This window comes from Arthrobacter zhangbolii, from assembly GCF_022869865.1.
In the GTDB taxonomy this organism is placed as follows: domain Bacteria; phylum Actinomycetota; class Actinomycetes; order Actinomycetales; family Micrococcaceae; genus Arthrobacter_B; species Arthrobacter_B zhangbolii.
In genome coordinates this window covers 3151373-3167252 of sequence record NZ_CP094984.1, presented here as the reverse complement: position 1 = coordinate 3167252, position 15880 = coordinate 3151373, and the positions used below count along the sequence as shown (strand labels likewise).

The 15880-nt window shown below is 65.4% G+C and carries 21 protein-coding genes and 1 tRNA gene; 10 read left to right on the top strand and 12 right to left on the bottom strand.

The genetic code is table 11. From position 1 onward, the window contains the following. Positions 1–48 precede the first annotated feature (48 nt). Entirely contained in the window at positions 49–270 is a 222-nt protein-coding gene (locus MUK71_RS14775) for a hypothetical protein (RefSeq protein WP_227902840.1), read from the bottom strand. A 147-nt stretch (positions 271–417) separates the two neighbouring features. Here MUK71_RS14775 and MUK71_RS14770 point away from each other — a divergent pair, with 147 nt between their 5' ends. Further along, positions 418–933 carry a mycothiol transferase gene (locus MUK71_RS14770; RefSeq protein ID WP_227928409.1) on the top strand — a complete coding sequence of 172 codons (516 nt, stop codon included), beginning with the start codon at positions 418–420 and terminating at the stop codon, positions 931–933. 23 nt (positions 934–956) lie between these two features. Here MUK71_RS14770 and MUK71_RS14765 read toward each other — a convergent pair whose 3' ends face one another. Then, complete coding sequence (locus MUK71_RS14765) at positions 957–1361, bottom strand: four-helix bundle copper-binding protein (RefSeq protein ID WP_227902838.1); 405 nt, start codon at positions 1359–1361, stop codon at positions 957–959. Between the two features lie 227 nt (positions 1362–1588). On the opposite strand from MUK71_RS14765, the gene MUK71_RS14760 reads away from it, so the two are divergent. From MUK71_RS14760 to MUK71_RS14745, 4 genes are all read left to right on the top strand, one after another. Further along, a tRNA-Ala gene (locus MUK71_RS14760) sits at positions 1589–1661 on the top strand. A 154-nt stretch (positions 1662–1815) separates the two neighbouring features. Beyond that, positions 1816–2265: a hypothetical protein gene (locus MUK71_RS14755; RefSeq protein ID WP_227928410.1), complete on the top strand. Its 450-nt coding sequence runs from the start codon at positions 1816–1818 to the stop codon at positions 2263–2265. A gap of 3 nt (positions 2266–2268) precedes the next feature. Next, complete coding sequence (locus tag MUK71_RS14750; protein ID WP_227902836.1) at positions 2269–2607, top strand: PadR family transcriptional regulator; 339 nt, start codon at positions 2269–2271, stop codon at positions 2605–2607. A gap of 41 nt (positions 2608–2648) precedes the next feature. After that, a complete protein-coding gene (locus MUK71_RS14745) occupies positions 2649–3371 on the top strand; it encodes an SDR family NAD(P)-dependent oxidoreductase (RefSeq protein WP_341482027.1) in 723 nt (240 codons plus the stop codon). A 151-nt stretch (positions 3372–3522) separates the two neighbouring features. Here the strand turns inward: MUK71_RS14745 and MUK71_RS14740 are convergent, their stop codons facing one another. After that, a complete protein-coding gene (locus MUK71_RS14740; RefSeq protein WP_227902834.1) occupies positions 3523–4002 on the bottom strand; it encodes a hypothetical protein in 480 nt (159 codons plus the stop codon). A 195-nt stretch (positions 4003–4197) separates the two neighbouring features. Between MUK71_RS14740 and MUK71_RS14735 the strand changes: the two genes are divergently transcribed. The 4 genes from MUK71_RS14735 to MUK71_RS14720 are packed head-to-tail and all read left to right on the top strand — an operon-like array spanning position 4198 to position 6721. After that, positions 4198–4338 carry a hypothetical protein gene (locus MUK71_RS14735; protein ID WP_227928411.1) on the top strand — a complete coding sequence of 47 codons (141 nt, stop codon included), beginning with the start codon at positions 4198–4200 and terminating at the stop codon, positions 4336–4338. Between the two features lie 23 nt (positions 4339–4361). Next, positions 4362–4901 (top strand): GNAT family N-acetyltransferase, encoded by a 540-nt coding sequence (locus MUK71_RS14730; RefSeq protein ID WP_227902832.1) that lies wholly within the window; start codon positions 4362–4364, stop codon positions 4899–4901. A 21-nt stretch (positions 4902–4922) separates the two neighbouring features. Beyond that, positions 4923–5849 carry an ABC transporter ATP-binding protein gene (locus tag MUK71_RS14725; RefSeq protein ID WP_244802789.1) on the top strand — a complete coding sequence of 309 codons (927 nt, stop codon included), beginning with the start codon at positions 4923–4925 and terminating at the stop codon, positions 5847–5849. Then, positions 5846–6721 (top strand): ABC transporter permease, encoded by an 876-nt coding sequence (locus MUK71_RS14720; RefSeq protein ID WP_227902830.1) that lies wholly within the window; start codon positions 5846–5848, stop codon positions 6719–6721. Before MUK71_RS14725 ends, MUK71_RS14720 begins: the two co-directional genes overlap by 4 nt. An 18-nt stretch (positions 6722–6739) precedes the next feature. Here the strand turns inward: MUK71_RS14720 and MUK71_RS14715 are convergent, their stop codons facing one another. The 3 genes from MUK71_RS14715 to MUK71_RS14705 all read right to left on the bottom strand — a co-directional run bounded on the left by MUK71_RS14715 (position 6740) and on the right by MUK71_RS14705 (position 9785). Next, a complete protein-coding gene (locus MUK71_RS14715) occupies positions 6740–7276 on the bottom strand; it encodes a hypothetical protein (protein ID WP_227928413.1) in 537 nt (178 codons plus the stop codon). A 190-nt stretch (positions 7277–7466) separates the two neighbouring features. Continuing rightward, the gene (locus MUK71_RS14710; RefSeq protein ID WP_227928414.1) at positions 7467–8912 is read right to left on the bottom strand and encodes an HNH endonuclease signature motif containing protein; all 1446 of its coding nucleotides are present in this window, start codon (positions 8910–8912) and stop codon (positions 7467–7469) included. Positions 8913–9245: 333 nt separating this feature from the next. Next, entirely contained in the window at positions 9246–9785 is a 540-nt protein-coding gene (locus MUK71_RS14705; protein ID WP_227928415.1) for a GNAT family N-acetyltransferase, read from the bottom strand. Positions 9786–9900: 115 nt separating this feature from the next. On the opposite strand from MUK71_RS14705, the gene trxB reads away from it, so the two are divergent. Continuing rightward, positions 9901–10878, top strand: coding sequence for a thioredoxin-disulfide reductase (trxB, locus tag MUK71_RS14700; RefSeq protein ID WP_227902826.1), 978 nt, complete (start codon positions 9901–9903; stop codon positions 10876–10878). 17 nt (positions 10879–10895) lie between these two features. Here the strand turns inward: trxB and MUK71_RS14695 are convergent, their stop codons facing one another. The 6 genes from MUK71_RS14695 to MUK71_RS14670 form a co-directional block, all read right to left on the bottom strand. Then, the gene (locus MUK71_RS14695) at positions 10896–12164 is read right to left on the bottom strand and encodes an Nramp family divalent metal transporter (RefSeq protein WP_227902825.1); all 1269 of its coding nucleotides are present in this window, start codon (positions 12162–12164) and stop codon (positions 10896–10898) included. A 198-nt stretch (positions 12165–12362) separates the two neighbouring features. Further along, positions 12363–12851 (bottom strand): DUF5684 domain-containing protein, encoded by a 489-nt coding sequence (locus MUK71_RS14690; protein ID WP_227928416.1) that lies wholly within the window; start codon positions 12849–12851, stop codon positions 12363–12365. 61 nt (positions 12852–12912) lie between these two features. Then, a complete protein-coding gene (locus MUK71_RS14685; protein WP_227902823.1) occupies positions 12913–13275 on the bottom strand; it encodes a DUF1622 domain-containing protein in 363 nt (120 codons plus the stop codon). Positions 13276–13403: 128 nt separating this feature from the next. Next, positions 13404–13721 carry a hypothetical protein gene (locus MUK71_RS14680; RefSeq protein ID WP_227928417.1) on the bottom strand — a complete coding sequence of 106 codons (318 nt, stop codon included), beginning with the start codon at positions 13719–13721 and terminating at the stop codon, positions 13404–13406. 60 nt (positions 13722–13781) lie between these two features. Then, positions 13782–14186: a hypothetical protein gene (locus tag MUK71_RS14675; RefSeq protein ID WP_244802788.1), complete on the bottom strand. Its 405-nt coding sequence runs from the start codon at positions 14184–14186 to the stop codon at positions 13782–13784. A 137-nt stretch (positions 14187–14323) separates the two neighbouring features. After that, positions 14324–15790: an amino acid permease gene (locus MUK71_RS14670; protein WP_227928420.1), complete on the bottom strand. Its 1467-nt coding sequence runs from the start codon at positions 15788–15790 to the stop codon at positions 14324–14326. Positions 15791–15880: the final 90 nt, after the last annotated feature.

Genomic DNA, 15880 nt, shown 5'->3' with positions numbered 1-15880 from the left:
GCAAGCGAAACCTCACCTAACTAAGCCACCGTCCCGGCATTCGGTGGGCTAGAGGACGCGGCGGCTGAGCAGGCCGGACATCAGGAGCAGGAGCCCGACGGCGAGGGGCCAGAGTAAGTACATGCTCAGGAGGGCACCGAATGCGGCAACTGCCAGGCAGGTCAGCATGGTGCCGCACACCAGGATCAGGCCCAGCGTGATCCGGAGGAGGCCGCGGTGTGGTGACGGAAGGGGCGGAAGCCATGCGGGACGCTCGTCAGTCCAGCTCATCCGGCAATTTTAGGGCGGGACGGGTCCATGCGCACCCACTCTGCGCCGGTTTTTCTGCCGCAGCCAGCCACTTCGGCTCTTCACGGTGTGCCAGGCACGTGAAAGGATGGCGACACCCTGCCCGCCAACCCGTCGGAGTTTGCCCTCATGGACCAGAGTGACCTGTTAATTGATGCCTTCGGACGCCTCCCCGAGACGGTTCGCCGGACCGTCCAGGATCTGGACGCCGATGCCCTGAACCACCGCCCATACCCGGAGGGGAACTCCATTGCCTGGTTGATCTGGCACCTTGGCCGGGTGGAGGACGCCCAGATTGCCGACGTCGCCGGGCAGGAACAGGCCTGGACCGCGGACGGCTGGGCCAAACGGGTGGGGTTGCCGCTGGCCGTGGAGGATACCGGGTACGGGCATACCTCCGAGCAGGTGGCGCAGGTGCGGGTGCATTCCGCCGAGGTGCTGCTGGGCTATTACGACGATGTCCATGCCCGGACGGAGGCATTTGTTTCCGGGCTCTCCGCACAGGACCTGGACCAGGTGGTGGACCGGGCCTGGGATCCGCCCGTCACGCTCGGTGTCCGGCTGGTGAGCATCCTCGCGGATTGCCTGGAGCACGCCGGCCAGGCTGCTTATGTGCGCGGCCTGGTGCTGTCCCGGCGTTCCTAGGTTTCCCCGGCAGCGGGGCCGGGTCAGCCCAGCGAGACCAGGAGTTTTTCGCAGGCGTTAAGGCAGCGCCGGCAGGCCTCGGCGCAGATCCGGCAGTGCTCATGCATGGACGCGTGCTGCTGGCATTCCTCGGCGCAGGCAGCGCAGGCTGCCATGCAGGCATGTAGCAGGGCGGCGGTTGCGGGGCCCGTGGTTGCTGTCCGGGACAGCACAGCGGCCGTGGCGGCGCAGATTTGCGCACAGTCCAAATTGGTCCGGATACAGGTGACCAAATCGCCGAGCATGTCCTCGCCCAGGCAGGCGTCTGCGCAGGCATTGCAGACGGAGGCACATTCGCCGCAGGCTTCGAGGCATTCGGCCAGCAGTCGGGGATCTGCGGCGCGGGGGCCGGCGGGGTGGCTTTCGAGCATTTTGGTGATCACGGACATGGGATTCTCCTTGATTCCGGTGAGCTTGCCTTCGGCCGTGCCCGGGCTCCGGCCGCGGCCTTGCCACCACCGTAACGACACCGTGCAGGACTTCCAAAGGGGGCTTATGGTTTGGCTGCGGCACGGCGGCGTGATTAGAATCGATGTAGCCTAGCGGGTGGTTATCCGGTGTGATGTCGGCTTTGATGCCGAAGGCGATGCCGGACCCGCGCCGTGTGGCGCAGTTTGGGGCTTTAGCTCAGTTGGTAGAGCGTTTCGTTCGCAATGAAAAGGTCAGGGGTTCGATTCCCCTAAGCTCCACAGATCCGAAGGGGTCCGCTTTCCCTGTTAGCAAGGGGAGCGGGCCCCTTTTTCATGTTCCTCAGGGCCTGTCCATGCTGCAGGTCCTTTCCTGTTCCGGGTACCGGAAATATACCCCTACCGTAGGTAGTGTTCTATTGGTACAGTGCCAGCCATGGACACCACTACAGCCTCGTCAGGCACCCTCAACGCCCGCTCCCTCCTGCTGCCGTATCTGCTGGCCCTGGTTGCCGCCATGGCATTGGTCCAAGCCGTCATCGCCCTGACCGGGGGAGGAATCGGCGTTGCCGGCGGCGCATTGACCGCTGCGGTGGCCGCCGGAACCGCAGCCTGGATCTGGCGCAATTACCGCCGGCTGACCCGGATCCGCTTTGGACTGGCCATCGCCCACGTCATTGCCTTCCTCGCCGTCACCGCGTCCTTTAACCTGCACGCCGTCATTCGGCTGTTCGCCTTGGGACCAGACGGAACGGAAGCGCAGGCGGCGCAGGAGCTGCTGGCAACGCCCTGGTTCGGAGCCACGCTGCTGATGAGTGCCGTGTGGGGGACCGGCGTGCTGATCCACCTGGCCGGGTCCGTCCTGGGCCGTGGGTGGGAGGACTAAGGGGTGGCACATCCCTCAGAGGAAGAGGAATGGATCCGGGCGCGAATCGCCTCCTGGGTGGAGACTTACAAAAAATCGATGCTGACACCGGTGATCCTGCGGGTGGTGGCCGAGCACCAGCCGGTCACAGTGGCCGGCATTGCCGCAGGGGTTGCCTCCGGTACAGGATGGAAGATCACCGAGCGCAGCCTCTACCGGACATTGAAACGGCTTCAGGACGCGGGACTCCTGCACGGTGAAGAGGTGGAGGTGCCCCGGACCGGAGCCCGGCGGAAGGACATTTCCCTGACCGGGGCGGGCGAGCAGTTCCTCGCCGGTATCAGGGCGAACCTCGTTGAATAGTCCGGTGCGGTGCCGGGCCTAAAGGGAAAGGCGTGCAGCTGATGAGGATCCTCGTTACCGGTTCCACTGACGGACTGGGGTACGCCGCGGCGGATGCGCTGCTTACCGCCGGACACGACGTCGTCGTCCATGCCCGCAGCAGGGAGCGGACCTCCGCCCTCGAACCGCTGCTGGACCGCGGTGCGGAAGCAGTGGTGGCCGACTTTGCGGACCGGGACTCGGTACGGAACCTGGCCGGGACCCTGAACACGGGCCACCGCCTCGATTCGGTGATCCATAACGCCGGTGTGGAAACCGGTCCGTCCGTGCTGGAAGTCAACGTGGTGGCACCCTACCTGCTCACCGCCCTGCTCGAGGAACCGCAGCGGCACATCTACCTGAGCAGCAGCTCCCACTTCAGCGGCCGTCCCTCACTGTCCGGCGCCGACTGGACCGGCGGAAAACCGGGATCCTACGCGGACAGCAAACTCTACGTGACCACGTTCTCCGCCGCCCTTGCCCGCCGCCGTCCGCAGGTGCTGGCCAACGCGGTGGATCCGGGCTGGGTGCCTACCAAAATGGGCGGCCCGAACGCGCCGGATGATTTTGCCCTGGGCCACGAAACCCAGGAATGGCTCGCGGCCAGCGAGGATCCCGACGCGCTCACCAGCGGCGGCTACTGGTACCACAGGAGGCGCAGACAGCCCCATGCCGCTGTTCTGGACACCGCTTTCCAGGACGAGCTGCTGCAGGCCCTCGCAGCGGAAACGGGTACTGCGCTCTAATACCCCGGGTCGGGGGATTCCGGCGGGGGAACCCGGCGGTGGGCTTCGGCGGATGCTTCCGGCGGGCTGGGGATTCGGCGGAGGCTTCCGGCGGGCTGGGGATTCGGCGGGTCGAGCTTCCGTCCGGGAATTCCGGCGGGGTCTCGGCCGGTCAGGCCCGCTTGTTCAGGACGGCGCGCTCGGCTTTCTCCCGCCTCATTCGGGTCAGGAGCAGAATGATGATCGGCAGGCCGAAGAATGCGCTGAACAGTATGGGCCCTGCTGCCTCACGGAGGAAGGCGGTGAGGGCACCGACCGCAATCAGCGCCGCTGTACTGCCGAGCAGGAGCATCGGGGCTTTCTTATCGACGCCGCTGCGCCGGAGCAGGAGTCCAATCCCGGCTGCGAGCACCGCACAGGTCAGGGCAAGCCATAGCACCGCCAGCACTCCAAGGGCCGGGGAAAGGGCCCGGTCACTGGTGAACATGGTGGCTGCGCCGAGCCCGTTGACGATCATCAGCGGAATGGCCAGGACACCGGCAGCCACCCGCCGGCTGGAGGACTGCGGGGGCAGCGGAGGCGGGGGTGTTTCCCGGTAGCCGGTCTGGTGCGCGTACGCGGGATACCCGGTGTCGCTGCGGGCCTCGGCCATGAGACGGACCTTTCCTTGTGCCTTGTGCCTTGTGCCTTGTACCAGGTACCTGCCTGGCGATTGTGTTCAGTGAGTACGTGATCCCCGGGAATCAGCGCAGGATGCACCGCCGGTGGAAACCCGATCCTACTAGGGGTGGGGGACACAACACCGGACGGCCCACGGTTGCGGGGCCGGACTGCCTACGCTGGAAACATGAAAGTCACTGGCATTATCCGTCCTGTCGAAACCCGGGAACTGGAAGCCGAGGGTGAGAGCTTCCTGGAAGCACGTGAAGCGCTGCAGGCGCAGGTCCCCGAAGGCTGGCAGCTGATCATGGTGACCACCCACCCATAGCGTTGGCCGGTTAGACTCCCGGCATGAGCATCACCCTTCACCGGATGACGGCCGCAGACGCGGATGCCGTTACCGCATTCCTCTCCGCCAACCGCTTCCCCTTCCATATGAACCCTGCTCCAACGGCGGAGCAGGCCGCGTCGCGGGTGGCCGCCGGCGACTTCTGGAGCGGGGAGTCGCAGGGCTATTGGATCCGGTCCGACGGCGAGGACGTGGGCATGACGGTGCTGGAGGACCTCGGAGACGATAATCCGGTCTTCGACCTGCGGCTGGCGGAAGGCTGGCGCGGGAAGGGACTCGGCGTCGACGTCGTCCGGGCCCTGTGTCGCCTGGTCTTCACCGAGATGCCCGGGATAGTGCGGTTTGAGGGCCAGACCCGGGAAGACAACATCGCCATGCGTAAAACGTTTGTCCGCGCAGGGTTCGTGAAGGAAGCGCATTACCGTCAGGCGTGGCCCACGGCAGAGGGTTCCCGGGTCGCTTCCGTGGCCTATGCCATACTTCGGACTGACTGGGAAAACGAGACGGTCACACCCTTTGAATGGAACGATCTGCCCGGCTGATGGGTGGGACTGGAGCGAACGGTGCGCGGAGACTCGGCTATTGCGGTGCGGGGGCTGACCAAACGGTTCGGCCGGGTTGCTGCCGTGGACGATTTGTCCTTCGAGGTGGAGGCAGGCAGCGTGTTTGCCTTCCTGGGCGCCAACGGAGCAGGTAAATCCACCACAATCTCCTGCCTCACCACTGTGCTTCCCTTCGACGCCGGAACAGTGGAGGTGGCAGGGCACGATGTGGTGCGCCGCGGCAACGGAGTCCGCGAGGCCATCGGCGTGGTCTTTCAGGATTCGATGCTGGATCCCATCCTGACCGGCAGGGAGAACCTGCAGACCCGGGCGAGGTTCTACTCCCCGGACAAGGCCGCGAACAATGCCCGGATCCAGGAATTGAGCCGTCTGGTCGGGTTGGAGGATTTTATTGACCGGCGCTACAGCACGTACTCGGGCGGGCAGCGGCGGCGCGTTGATATTGCCCGTGCCCTGCTGTACTCGCCGTCGATCATCTTTCTGGACGAACCCACTGCCGGGCTGGATCCGGCCAGCCGCGCAATAGTCTGGTCCACCATCCATGACCTGCGCGAAAACCAGGGTCTGACCGTTTTCCTCACCACGCACTACATGGAGGAAACCGAGGAAGCGGACCGGGTCTGCGTGATCGAGAAGGGCCGGATCATCGCGGACGGCACGCCCACCACGCTGCGGGCACAATACAGCCGCAGTGTCCTGTCCATCACCTCCGCTGATCCCGGCGCCCTGCGCATGCTGGCACGGGAGACGGGAGTGGACGTCATCGGCGGTGAAGCCAACATGGTCCGGCTGGCTGTGGAGCGCTCCGACACGGCCCGGGAGCTCCTCGCCGAACACGGCGGCAACGTGCTGGACTTCGAGTTCCGCCACGGCACCATGGACGATGTATTCTTGGCCCTCACCGGCCGGACGGGGGACGCCGAGTGAACGTGGTTATGGACATTACCGGCCGGAACCTGCGCCTGTATTTCCGGGACCGGCTGAATGTTTTCTTCTCTCTGCTGGGCGCGCTGGTCCTGTTCCTGCTCTATACCCTCTTTCTGGGCAACCAGCAGACCCAGGGCCTGGCCGAGAGCTTTCCGCAGGCCTCGGAAGAGGACATCAAGGGCTTTGTTGACGCCTGGATGTTTGCCGGCATTGTCGGCATCACCGCCATCACCACGGGCCTGGCCGCCGTGAACGTCATTGTGGATGACACTGCCACAGGCCGCTTCCGGGACTTCCTTGTCTCGCCCATCGGCCGCGGGCAGCTGGTGCTGGGCTATCTTCTGTCCACGGTGGTGATTGCACTGATCATGACCACCGTGGTGTTTGCCGTGAGCCTGGCCTACCTGGCCCTGGCCGACGGCGTGTTCCTCAGTGCGGGAGAGCTGGCCCGCACCTATGGATACCTGGTGCTCAGCTGTACCGCCTTCGGGGCGCTTAGCTCGTTCATTGTCACGTTTGTCCGCACTCCCGGGTCCTTTGCTGCCCTGTCCACGCTGGTGGGCACCATCCTCGGCTTCGCGGCGGGCTCCTACATTCCGGTGGGGGCGTTCCCGGAGGGGGTGCGCAACTTCGTGAGTGCGCTGCCGTTCCTGCAGGCTTCCATGGTGGTCCGCCAGGAAATGACCGAAGGTCCCCTGAGCGCGGTGACGGACCAGCCGCAGGCGGTCGACGAGGTGGAGCGGCTGTTCGGCATCTCGGCCTATGTGGGGGACTGGGCGGTGCCCACGGGCTACGTTGTTCTGGTCCTGGTGGCCATGGTGGTGGTCTTTACCGTCCTCGCCGCGGTGCGGATCCGGTCCCGCATTCGCTGACGACGGCGCCGGCCACAGTTACGTGCCGGCCGGTGTTCCGGTTGCTGTGCCGGGGCCGGCGTTGTGGACCGTCGTGCCGGTCGATGTGCCGGTTGCCGTGCCCGGGCCGGCGTTGCGGGCCGCCTCGATTCGCAGCCCCAGGTTTTCCAGACCTGCACGGATCATTGCGCCGTAGCCTTCGGTGCCCAGTACATCCGCGGCGGCGAGACCCAATACATGGTGGCGGCGTGCCTTGCCGGGCTCGCCGCGGCGGAGGTAGCCGTCGCCGAGGTTCAGGTGCAGCGAGGGTGCAAACCCGCGGGCTGAGGGGATGCCGAGAGGCACCAGGTCCCCGTCCCGGACGCCTGCATACTCAGCCAGGGCGGCCTCGTCCCAGGCTATTTCAGCTGGTAGATCCGATTCCGTATCTGCCAGATAGTGCGCCAGGATGCATCGGTGGGCGTGCTCGCCCGGACCCGTACCTTCCCAGCACGTGAGGAGACGCCGTCTTCCTTCGGTCCGGTTCCCGCCCAGAGCTACTGCCACGGCGTCAGTGATTTCTGCCCACGATGTCATCCGGGAAGCCTAACCGTCTCCCGGCCGGGCCCATAGTCTGTTCCGGCGGAAGCCTCACCTGTTCCGGCCGGGCCCCTAGCCCTAGCCCGTTCCGACGGAAGTCTCACCTGCTCTGGCCGGGCCTCAGCCTGCTCCGAGCCCCATCTGCTTCGGACCCCTCACGGCTCCGACGAGGAGCCCGGTCGCAGGGTCAGAACGGTGCAGGTTCGGGGCACGTCTGATCGGTGTCCCGGTGTCCCATTTCCAGGAAGGGGTCGGTCCGATAAACCCGGCCCGTAGGCGAGGTCCACTCCATCACGCCGGGTGCTGGTTGACGCGCAGTCCAAAACCCCAACGTCTTGAACCGGTGGTGCCGCCGGCATAGGTGGGCCAGGTTTCCATGGTCCGTTGTGCCACCCTTTCCCCACTCCGTGGTGTGGTCGATTTCCGAGACTGCAGTGCTAACCCTGCAGCCAGGAAACCGGCAGGTCCCGTCCCGGGCCCTTAGCCATCGGGCCAATCCGGCAGGGACTTTTCGGCGCCTGCCAACCCCGAGGATCTCTCCGGTATCCGGATCCTGAACCAAACCGGTCCAGCGGGTAGCGGTGCGGGCGAGCCTACGGGCCGCTTCGGCACTGATCGGACCGTACCCGTGCAGCTCGGCCGGTTCCTCGTTGGCACCGAATAGAGTCTCGGCGTTGATGAGGACCATAATCTCTGCCCGCGGTAGGAACGCGTCGGGGTCGGCATCCTTGGATCCGCTGCCCCCTCCTGGCTGGGCTTCATTGCCGGCACCTGCACGGTTGCGCCCGCCGGACGGGACGGAACCCAGACCGCCCATAAGGAGCTGGGCCAGGATGTCTGCGCGCAGCTGGTCCGTGGTCCTGGAGTCCCCTGCCGTCCGTTCGCCGCGGGCCGCTGTGGAGAGCGCCGTGTAGATCTGCTGGGCGTCCGCCGCCGGCAGATGCGCGGACAGCCATGACATGCCGTCCTCGTCGCGGTCCAGAACAACCCGCCGCTTATCAAAGGCGGTCAGGTGCCGTTCGGGAATGGTCCGGGGATATGTCCGCTCCCGCAGTCGCCGGGCCTGGGCAGAGAACTGGGCACGGGTTGTGCCTTCGGCCTTGTCCAGCAGTTCGGATTCGAACCCGTGACGTTCCGACGCTGGAACGGTCTCGCACTGATCCAACACCACCTGGGCATGGGCATAGGAGAAGCGCCCTTCTTCGAGCCCGGACAAGGTAGCGGTATGGGCTTCGCAGAGCCTGGCCGCCTCCGACATCATGGCCTGCGCGGTGGTCTGCGGGACGGTCAAAACGGCGGCGCATTCCGAGGCTGCCAAGCTAAATGCCAGTCCGGGTTCTTCCCGGCCGAGATCCTTGCAGAGACCTGAGCGGAAGAGTTCTTCCAAGTGATTGATCAGGCGCGTTTCCTGAGCCTGTGCCCAGCGGACCAAATGGGCCATGCGGGCCAGCACGTCGCAGGTGGCCTGTTCATCAAAACTGTCCCAATTCTTCAGCGTCAGGATCCCCGTGAACCCGTCCGGAAAATCTGCGCTGGCGTCTGCCGCTGCAGCAGGTCCACTGGTACGTCCGGCGTCGGCGGCCGTACCGTAGTCGGCCGTACCGCCGCCGTCGGCATGGAAAACCGCGAGCATGCGCGGGGTGCCGGCGCCATCCTTATTGCCAGCATGGCCTTCGGCCGTCTGGTGTTGTGTCCCTGATTCTTCGGTTATCCGTTCGGTACTCCCGAGCTGACCCATGCCTAAGGATTTCATCCGGCACTGACATTTTCGGTCCCGAAATGAGCCGAAAAACCGTTCGTCGTTGACCGAAAAATACCTGTCTTTAGGAGCAACCTACTTACTTTGAATCCGCCGTCGGGCTGCGTAGTCAGCTGGCCGCCGTCGTCGCACACGGCGCCGCCAGCGGCGTACTCGACCGGCCGCCGCCGCCGGTCACCCGGCAGCCCCGCTCCAGAGCCTGCGCCGTCAGCCGCCTGAGCCAGCCGACCCGCCGGTGTCCACCTCGTAAATGATCTCCAGCCCGTCCTCGTCATCCCACTGCTCGCCGTTGGCCACGAAACCGTACTGTTCCACCAGCCGGCGGGACGCTTCATTATCCGGGCTGATGGTGGCCCGGACTATGTGGATGGAGGGTTCCTGCGCGGCAACGGCCAGCAGCGCCTCCAAAGCGGCCCGGGCATAACCCTGCCGCCGGTACGCCGGGTCCACCGAATATCCCACTTCCACCATCCCGGCATCGTCGGGCGGCCCGTGAAACCCGGCCAGTCCCACAGCCCGCCGCAGCTCGGGATCGTAAACGGCCCGGGTGATCCAGACAGCGTCGCCGGGGTGCTCCTGAAGCTGGGCACTGCGGATCCGCCACAGCGGCTGGCGGTCCCGGGAGAAATGCTCGGTCAGTTCCAGAGGTGCCTGACGGTTGGCGCCGTCCAGATCGCCCGCCGCCAACGCGTCGATTACCCCGCGGGGAAGCTGGATCAGCTGGATGCTCTTGAGTGCCGCTGCCAATGCTGGCTCCTTTGCCGGTTCCGATACCGCTTATCTGCGTCCGGGGTTACGACCCTAACCTGATCCCCGCCAGACTTGAAGAAACCCCGCGGCGGCACCGGAAAGGGACACTGAAATGGGCACCGATTCCGTACTGATCATCGGATCCGGTCCGGCGGGCTACACCGCGGGCATCTACGCCGCACGTGCCGGGCTGAAGCCGCGCATCCTGGCCGGGTCCGTCACGGCCGGAGGGGCCCTGATGAACACCACCGAGGTGGAAAACTTTCCGGGCTTTGCCGACGGCATCCAGGGCCCGGACCTCATGGAAAACCTGCGCAGGCAGGCGGAGAAGTTCGGTGCCGTGGTGGAGTACGACGACGCCGTGTCGGTGGATCTTGCCGGGCACACCAAGAAGGTGGCCGGGGGAAACGGGCAAAGCTACAAGGCCCGCTGCGTTATCCTCGCCACCGGCTCGGTGTACAAGGAACTCGGTCTGCCGGAGGAGAAGAAACTCAACGGCCGCGGCATCTCCTGGTGTGCCACATGTGACGGGTTCTTCTTCCGCAACCAGGCCATTGTTGTGGTCGGCGGCGGGGACTCAGCCATGGAGGAAGCACTGTTCCTGACCCGCTTCGGGGACTCCGTGACCGTCGTCGTACGGCGAGACACCCTGCGGGCCTCGCGCATTATGGCCCAGCGGGCGCGGGACCACGCCAAAATCCGCTTTGAATTCAACTCTGAGGTCACCGCGATCCACGGTGAGGACAAGGTCACCGGACTGACGCTAACCGACACCGTCACCGGGGCCACCCGCGAGCTTCCGGCCCAGGGAATTTTCGTGGCCATCGGGCATGCTCCGCGGACGGATCTGCTGGCGGGTCAGGTGGAGCTGGATGAGAACGGATACATCAGGGTGGCGGCGCCCACCACGCAGACCAACCTGGACGGGGTGTTCGCCTGCGGGGATGCGGTGGACCACCGTTACCGGCAGGCCATCACCGCAGCCGGGACCGGCTGCTCCGCGGCACTGGACGCCGAACGGTATCTTGCCGCTGTTGCCGACGCCGACAGCATCGCCACTGCCCTGGTGGAAGGCTCGCTCAACGGATAGCGCCGCTCCTGGTAGAACTAGGCGCCGGTGAAAGTCAGCACCAGCAGGGTGACATTCAGTCCCACCAGCAGCACGGAGACCACCACTCCCAGCGCCGTGGTCACCCAGTGGTTCCGGTACGCGCCCATCAGTCCCCGCTGCGCGGTGAGCCAGACCAGCGGGATCAGCGCAAACGGAATACCGAAGGAAAGGATCACCTGGCTCAGGATCAGCGCCCAGGTGGGGTCGATGCCGACGGCGAGGATCGCCAGTGCAGGCAGCAGCGTGATCAGGCGGCGCAGGAGCATGGGGATGCGGACCTTCAGCAGCCCCTGCATGATCTCGGCGCCGGCATAGGCACCCACCGATGTCGAGGCCAGGCCGGAGGCCAGCAGGCCGACGGCGAACAGCGTCGCCACCGCGCCGCCCAGGGAAGCGCCGATGGCGGCATGGGCGCCCTCGAGCGAATCGGTGCCCTCCACGCCCTGCAGGGAACTGGCGGCCAGCAGCAGGATGGCGAGGTTGACCGAGCCCGCTACCGCAAGGGCTATGGTGACGTCCCACTTGGTGGCCTTGATCAGCCGGGGTGTGGTCAGCGTGGCGGAGCGCTGCGGGAAACGGTCCCGGGTGAGGGCCGAATGCGCGTAGATGGCGTGCGGCATGACCGTGGCCCCGAGGATCGAGGCGGCAAGCAGCACAGACTCGCTGCCTTCAAAGCGGGGCACCAGGCCCTCGACCAGTGAGGAACCGTCCGGCGGACTGATGAAGACACCGGCGGTGAAACCGACGGCAATAACGGCCATCATGGTCACAATCACGTACTCGAAGCCGCGCTGCCTGCCGGTGTTCTGCAGCTGGAGCACCACCATGGAAATGACTCCGGTGATGATCCCGCCCAGCAGCAGGGGCAGGTCAAAGAGCAGCCAGAGGGCCACGGCGCCGCCAATAACTTCGGCCACGTCGGTGGCCATTGCCACAAGTTCGGCCTGCAGCCAGTACAGCCGCCGGGCCGGCTTCCGCCCGATCCGCTCACCCAGCAGTTCGGGCAGGCTGCGTCCGGTGACCAGCCCCAGCTTGGCGGAGAGGTACTGGATGAGCCAGGCCATGATGTTGCCGACCACCACCACCCAGACAAGCAGGTAGCCAAACTTGGCGCCGGCGGTCATGTTGCTGGCAACGTTGCCGGGGTCCAGGTAGGCGACGCCGGCTACGAGTGCCGGGCCGAGAAGCAAGAGGATATTGCGCGGCCGGGTGGGTGGTTGCGGACGGGTGCCTGGGGCGGTGGGGGTCATCTGAGCGCGAGCCATGACAGCAACCTAGCAGTTTAAGTTCGGCATGCCTAACAATTATTGCGGGAGTGCCTCCACGCCGGTGAAATCGGTTGCCTCAGCCCCGGAACACCCCGGCCGGAACAACCCCGTTGGAACATCCCCGGGAACGGTTCCGGATACGCCGAAGGCGTGCACCTTCCGGTACACGCCTTCGATCGGTTGGTAGGGAAGGGGTTAGGCCTGCGGTGCGTAGGACGGCTGGCCGGGGTTGCTGGCCTGGCCAAACGGACCCTTGGTGGCCTGCGGGCCAAAGTAACGGACCGAGCTGTAGGAAAGGTAGAAGTACATGATGGTGCCGAAAAGGAACAGCAGGACCGCCATGATGGCTGTCTGGCCGAAGACCTTTGCAAGGTTGATGGACAACAGCACCAGGGCCACGAGGTTCAGGACCGGCACCAGCATGGCGAGGAACCACCAGCCGGACATGCCGGCGATGCGGAAGAGCAGCACCTGGGCATACACGGGCACAAAGGCTTCCCAGGGCTTGCGCCCGGCCTTCTTGAACATGCCCATCATGGCTAGTCCGCCCAGGACTATGCCAATGACGCCGAAGACAAGCATGGAGCCAAACAGTGCACCGGCCCCAACGGTGGTCTCCGTGGTGGTTGTGCCGAATTCGGAGGCAGAAAGAACAGACGGAAGAATCGAGACTGGATTGATCATGCCGAGAACGATATTTGCTCCGGAGTAGAAGTCAAGGGCCCGCCTCGTGTTTGTTGAACGTTTATTTTTTCGTTTCGTTACCGGTTACGGCAGGGCGTTTCCACGGGAGATATCCGGTGACTTCCAGCTGCAGGGAATAGCTCAGAAAAGTGCGGATAAGCACGATGACGGCCAGTATCCCCACCGATTCGAAAGTGGGGGTAACCGCCACGGTACGGATGATGTCCGCCGCGACCAGCAGCTCCAGCCCCAGCAGAATGCTTCGGCCCAGCCGCTGGCGGTATTCCTCGTATACCGGCCCGCGGTGCTGCAGAGCCGCCGCCGCCGCTGCAACGGTGGCGGCCAGGGCACCCAACACAATGGCCGCCACGCCTGCCAGGTCCATTACCTGCCCCACGGCCTCGATCACATGCTGGAAATCCACTCAGCCCCGCCACCTTATGTCCGTCTGCGTACGTCCATCAGCCCCCGCGGGCGGGCCGGCGTCAAGAGTGTGCGCCCGGGCGGGGGCCTCCGGCATGGGATCGCGTCCACCGGCTGTCCGGCGGACGCTCAGGCAGCAGCAGGGACCGGACGGTAGTAGAAGCGGAAGTCGTCGTAGGGATCACGCCAGGCGGAGTCATCCCGCGGGATCCGGTGCACCGTAGCGGCGGGAGTCCACCGATTGTGCGCCAGCCCGTCGTCGTCGATCCAGTGCAGGAGGACGTGCGTCCGTGTCCAGGCCGCCGCTTTGGCGTCAACGGTGCCGCTGGCCGTGCGGCACCGGACATACGGCTCCCGCCGGTAATGGGCGTGGGTGACGGGTCCGGCGGGAACAACGGCGGCAGTGGAAGCCGTCAGGACGGAACGGGAGGTCTCGGAGGAACGCATGCCTCCACTCTGGCAACCGGCACTGACATTCCCGGGCGGGGCCGCCTGGCCCTGCAGGTGCTAGGAGGCGAGGTCCCGCCACTTGGCGGCCGCACGGTTGGTCAGGTCCGTTCCGCGGGCCACGGCGCGGCGCGGCATCATGCGGATTACCGGTGCCAGCCCGTGCCCGGCCTCGTCGCTGTGTGCCGCGTTTTCCGCCGTCTGCACCATCGAAGCGTTCCGGGCAGTGGACACAGGGCGGTTCAGGACCAGGTAGGCAATACAGATGGGGAGGAAGAGCAATGACACCAGGGTGAGTGCCCCCAGCCCGTACAGGGCCAGGGCGGCGTGGAAGGGAGACTCGAAGAGGGAGGCGATGAAGTCTGCGGCGCCGATCAGCATCCAGAGCCAGAAAACAGCGATCAGCACGAGCCCGCTGCGTGCCCGGCGGTAAAGCATGGTGGACCGCCTCCGCGCAGAAGGCATGGCCTGAGACTGACTGCCCATTCGGTTGTTCTCCCCAACTAATGTCCAAATGCGGACCTAATGCAGATAATAGCCGGTTTTTACCGAAATGGCGGATAGGATGTGCGCCCGTTCGCCGTGTTGCGGGCGTGTGCCGGTCAGCCTTCCGGCTGCGGATCCGGCCGCACCTGCCGCAGTCGCGGACTGTTGGGATTCAGCAGGGAGTGGCGGTACCCGTAGAACCCGTAAATGAGCATCCCGATGAGCAGCCAGATACCGAAGCGCAGCCAGGTTTCCCAGTGCAGCTGCAGCATCAGGAATCCTGATGCGAGGACGCCGAAGGCGGGTACCCAGGGCATCAGCGGCAGCCGGAATTCCCGCGGCGCATCGGGCTGGCGGTAGCGCAGCACAATCACGGCTACGCAGACCACTACGAAGGCAGCGAGGATGCCGATGTTGGTCAGGTCGGCAACGGCGCGGATGGGGAAGAACCCGGCGAGCAGGGCCGAGGCGCCGCCGGCTATCCAGGTCACCCGCTGCGGTGTGCCGTGCCTGTCCGTGCCGGCGAACCAGCCGGGCAGCAGCCCGTCACGGCTCATGGAGAACCAGACCCGGGTTACACCCAGCAGGAAGGTGAGCATCACAGTGAGGATGGAGAGGACGGCAAAGGCGGAAATCACCGTGGCAATGACGGGCAGGCCGGCGGACTGGAACGCGGACGCGAACCCCGCGGTGGGGCTGATGTCGCGGTAGTTCTGCATTCCGGTGAGCACCAGTGTGGCCAGTACGTACAGCACCATGGCCACGGCCAGGGACAGCAGGATGGCCTTGGGCATGTGCTTTTTGCCGTCCTTGGCTTCCTCGGCGGCAGTACTCATGGCGTCATAGCCGAACACCGCGAAGAACACGGTGGCGGCGCCGGTGAAGACCGCCCCGAAACCGCTGGGCATAAACGGGGTGTAGTTATCCGTGTTGATGTAGAAGATACCCAACCCGACAATGAACAGGATCAGCAGCACCTTCAGGCCCACCGCCACCAGCTCGAAGCGGCCGAAGGTCTTGGTTCCGCGGCTCAGGATCCAGGTGATGAACAGGCAGACGACGGCGGCGGGCAGGTTGATCACCCCGCCCTCCACGGTGTCCCCGGTGCCCTGCATCCACACCGGCATGTCAATGCCGAACCCGGCGAGAAACTCGGTGAAATAACCTGAAATGCCAATTGCCACCACAGCCACAATGGCGGTGTATTCCAGCAGCAGGTCCCAGCCGATGAACCAGCCGATGAGTTCGCCCAGGGCCACGTAACCGTAGGTGTAGGCGGAACCGGCACGCGGCACCATGCCGGCGAATTCGGCATAGGACATGGCAGCCGCGGCACTGGCCAGACCCGCCACGAGGAAGGAAATCAACACGGCGGGGCCCACCGGTGAGGCGTCCGGGCCGCCGTTGGCCACCAGCCCGGCAAGGGTGAAAATGCCGATGCCGATAATGCCGCCCACGCCGATGGCCGTCAGTTGCCACAACCCCAGGCTCTTGAAGAGTTTGTTGCCGGTTTTTTCGTCGTCGACGTCGTCAATCGGCTTCCGCCGCAGGACTGAACCTTTCCCGCCTGAAGTGATGGCCATATCCGCTCCCATCCGTTTGCGGCGTCCGCCGCCGGGACCGGGTGCCGGAAGAGAGACCCGGCACCCGCTACGGCAGAAGTATGGACCCGC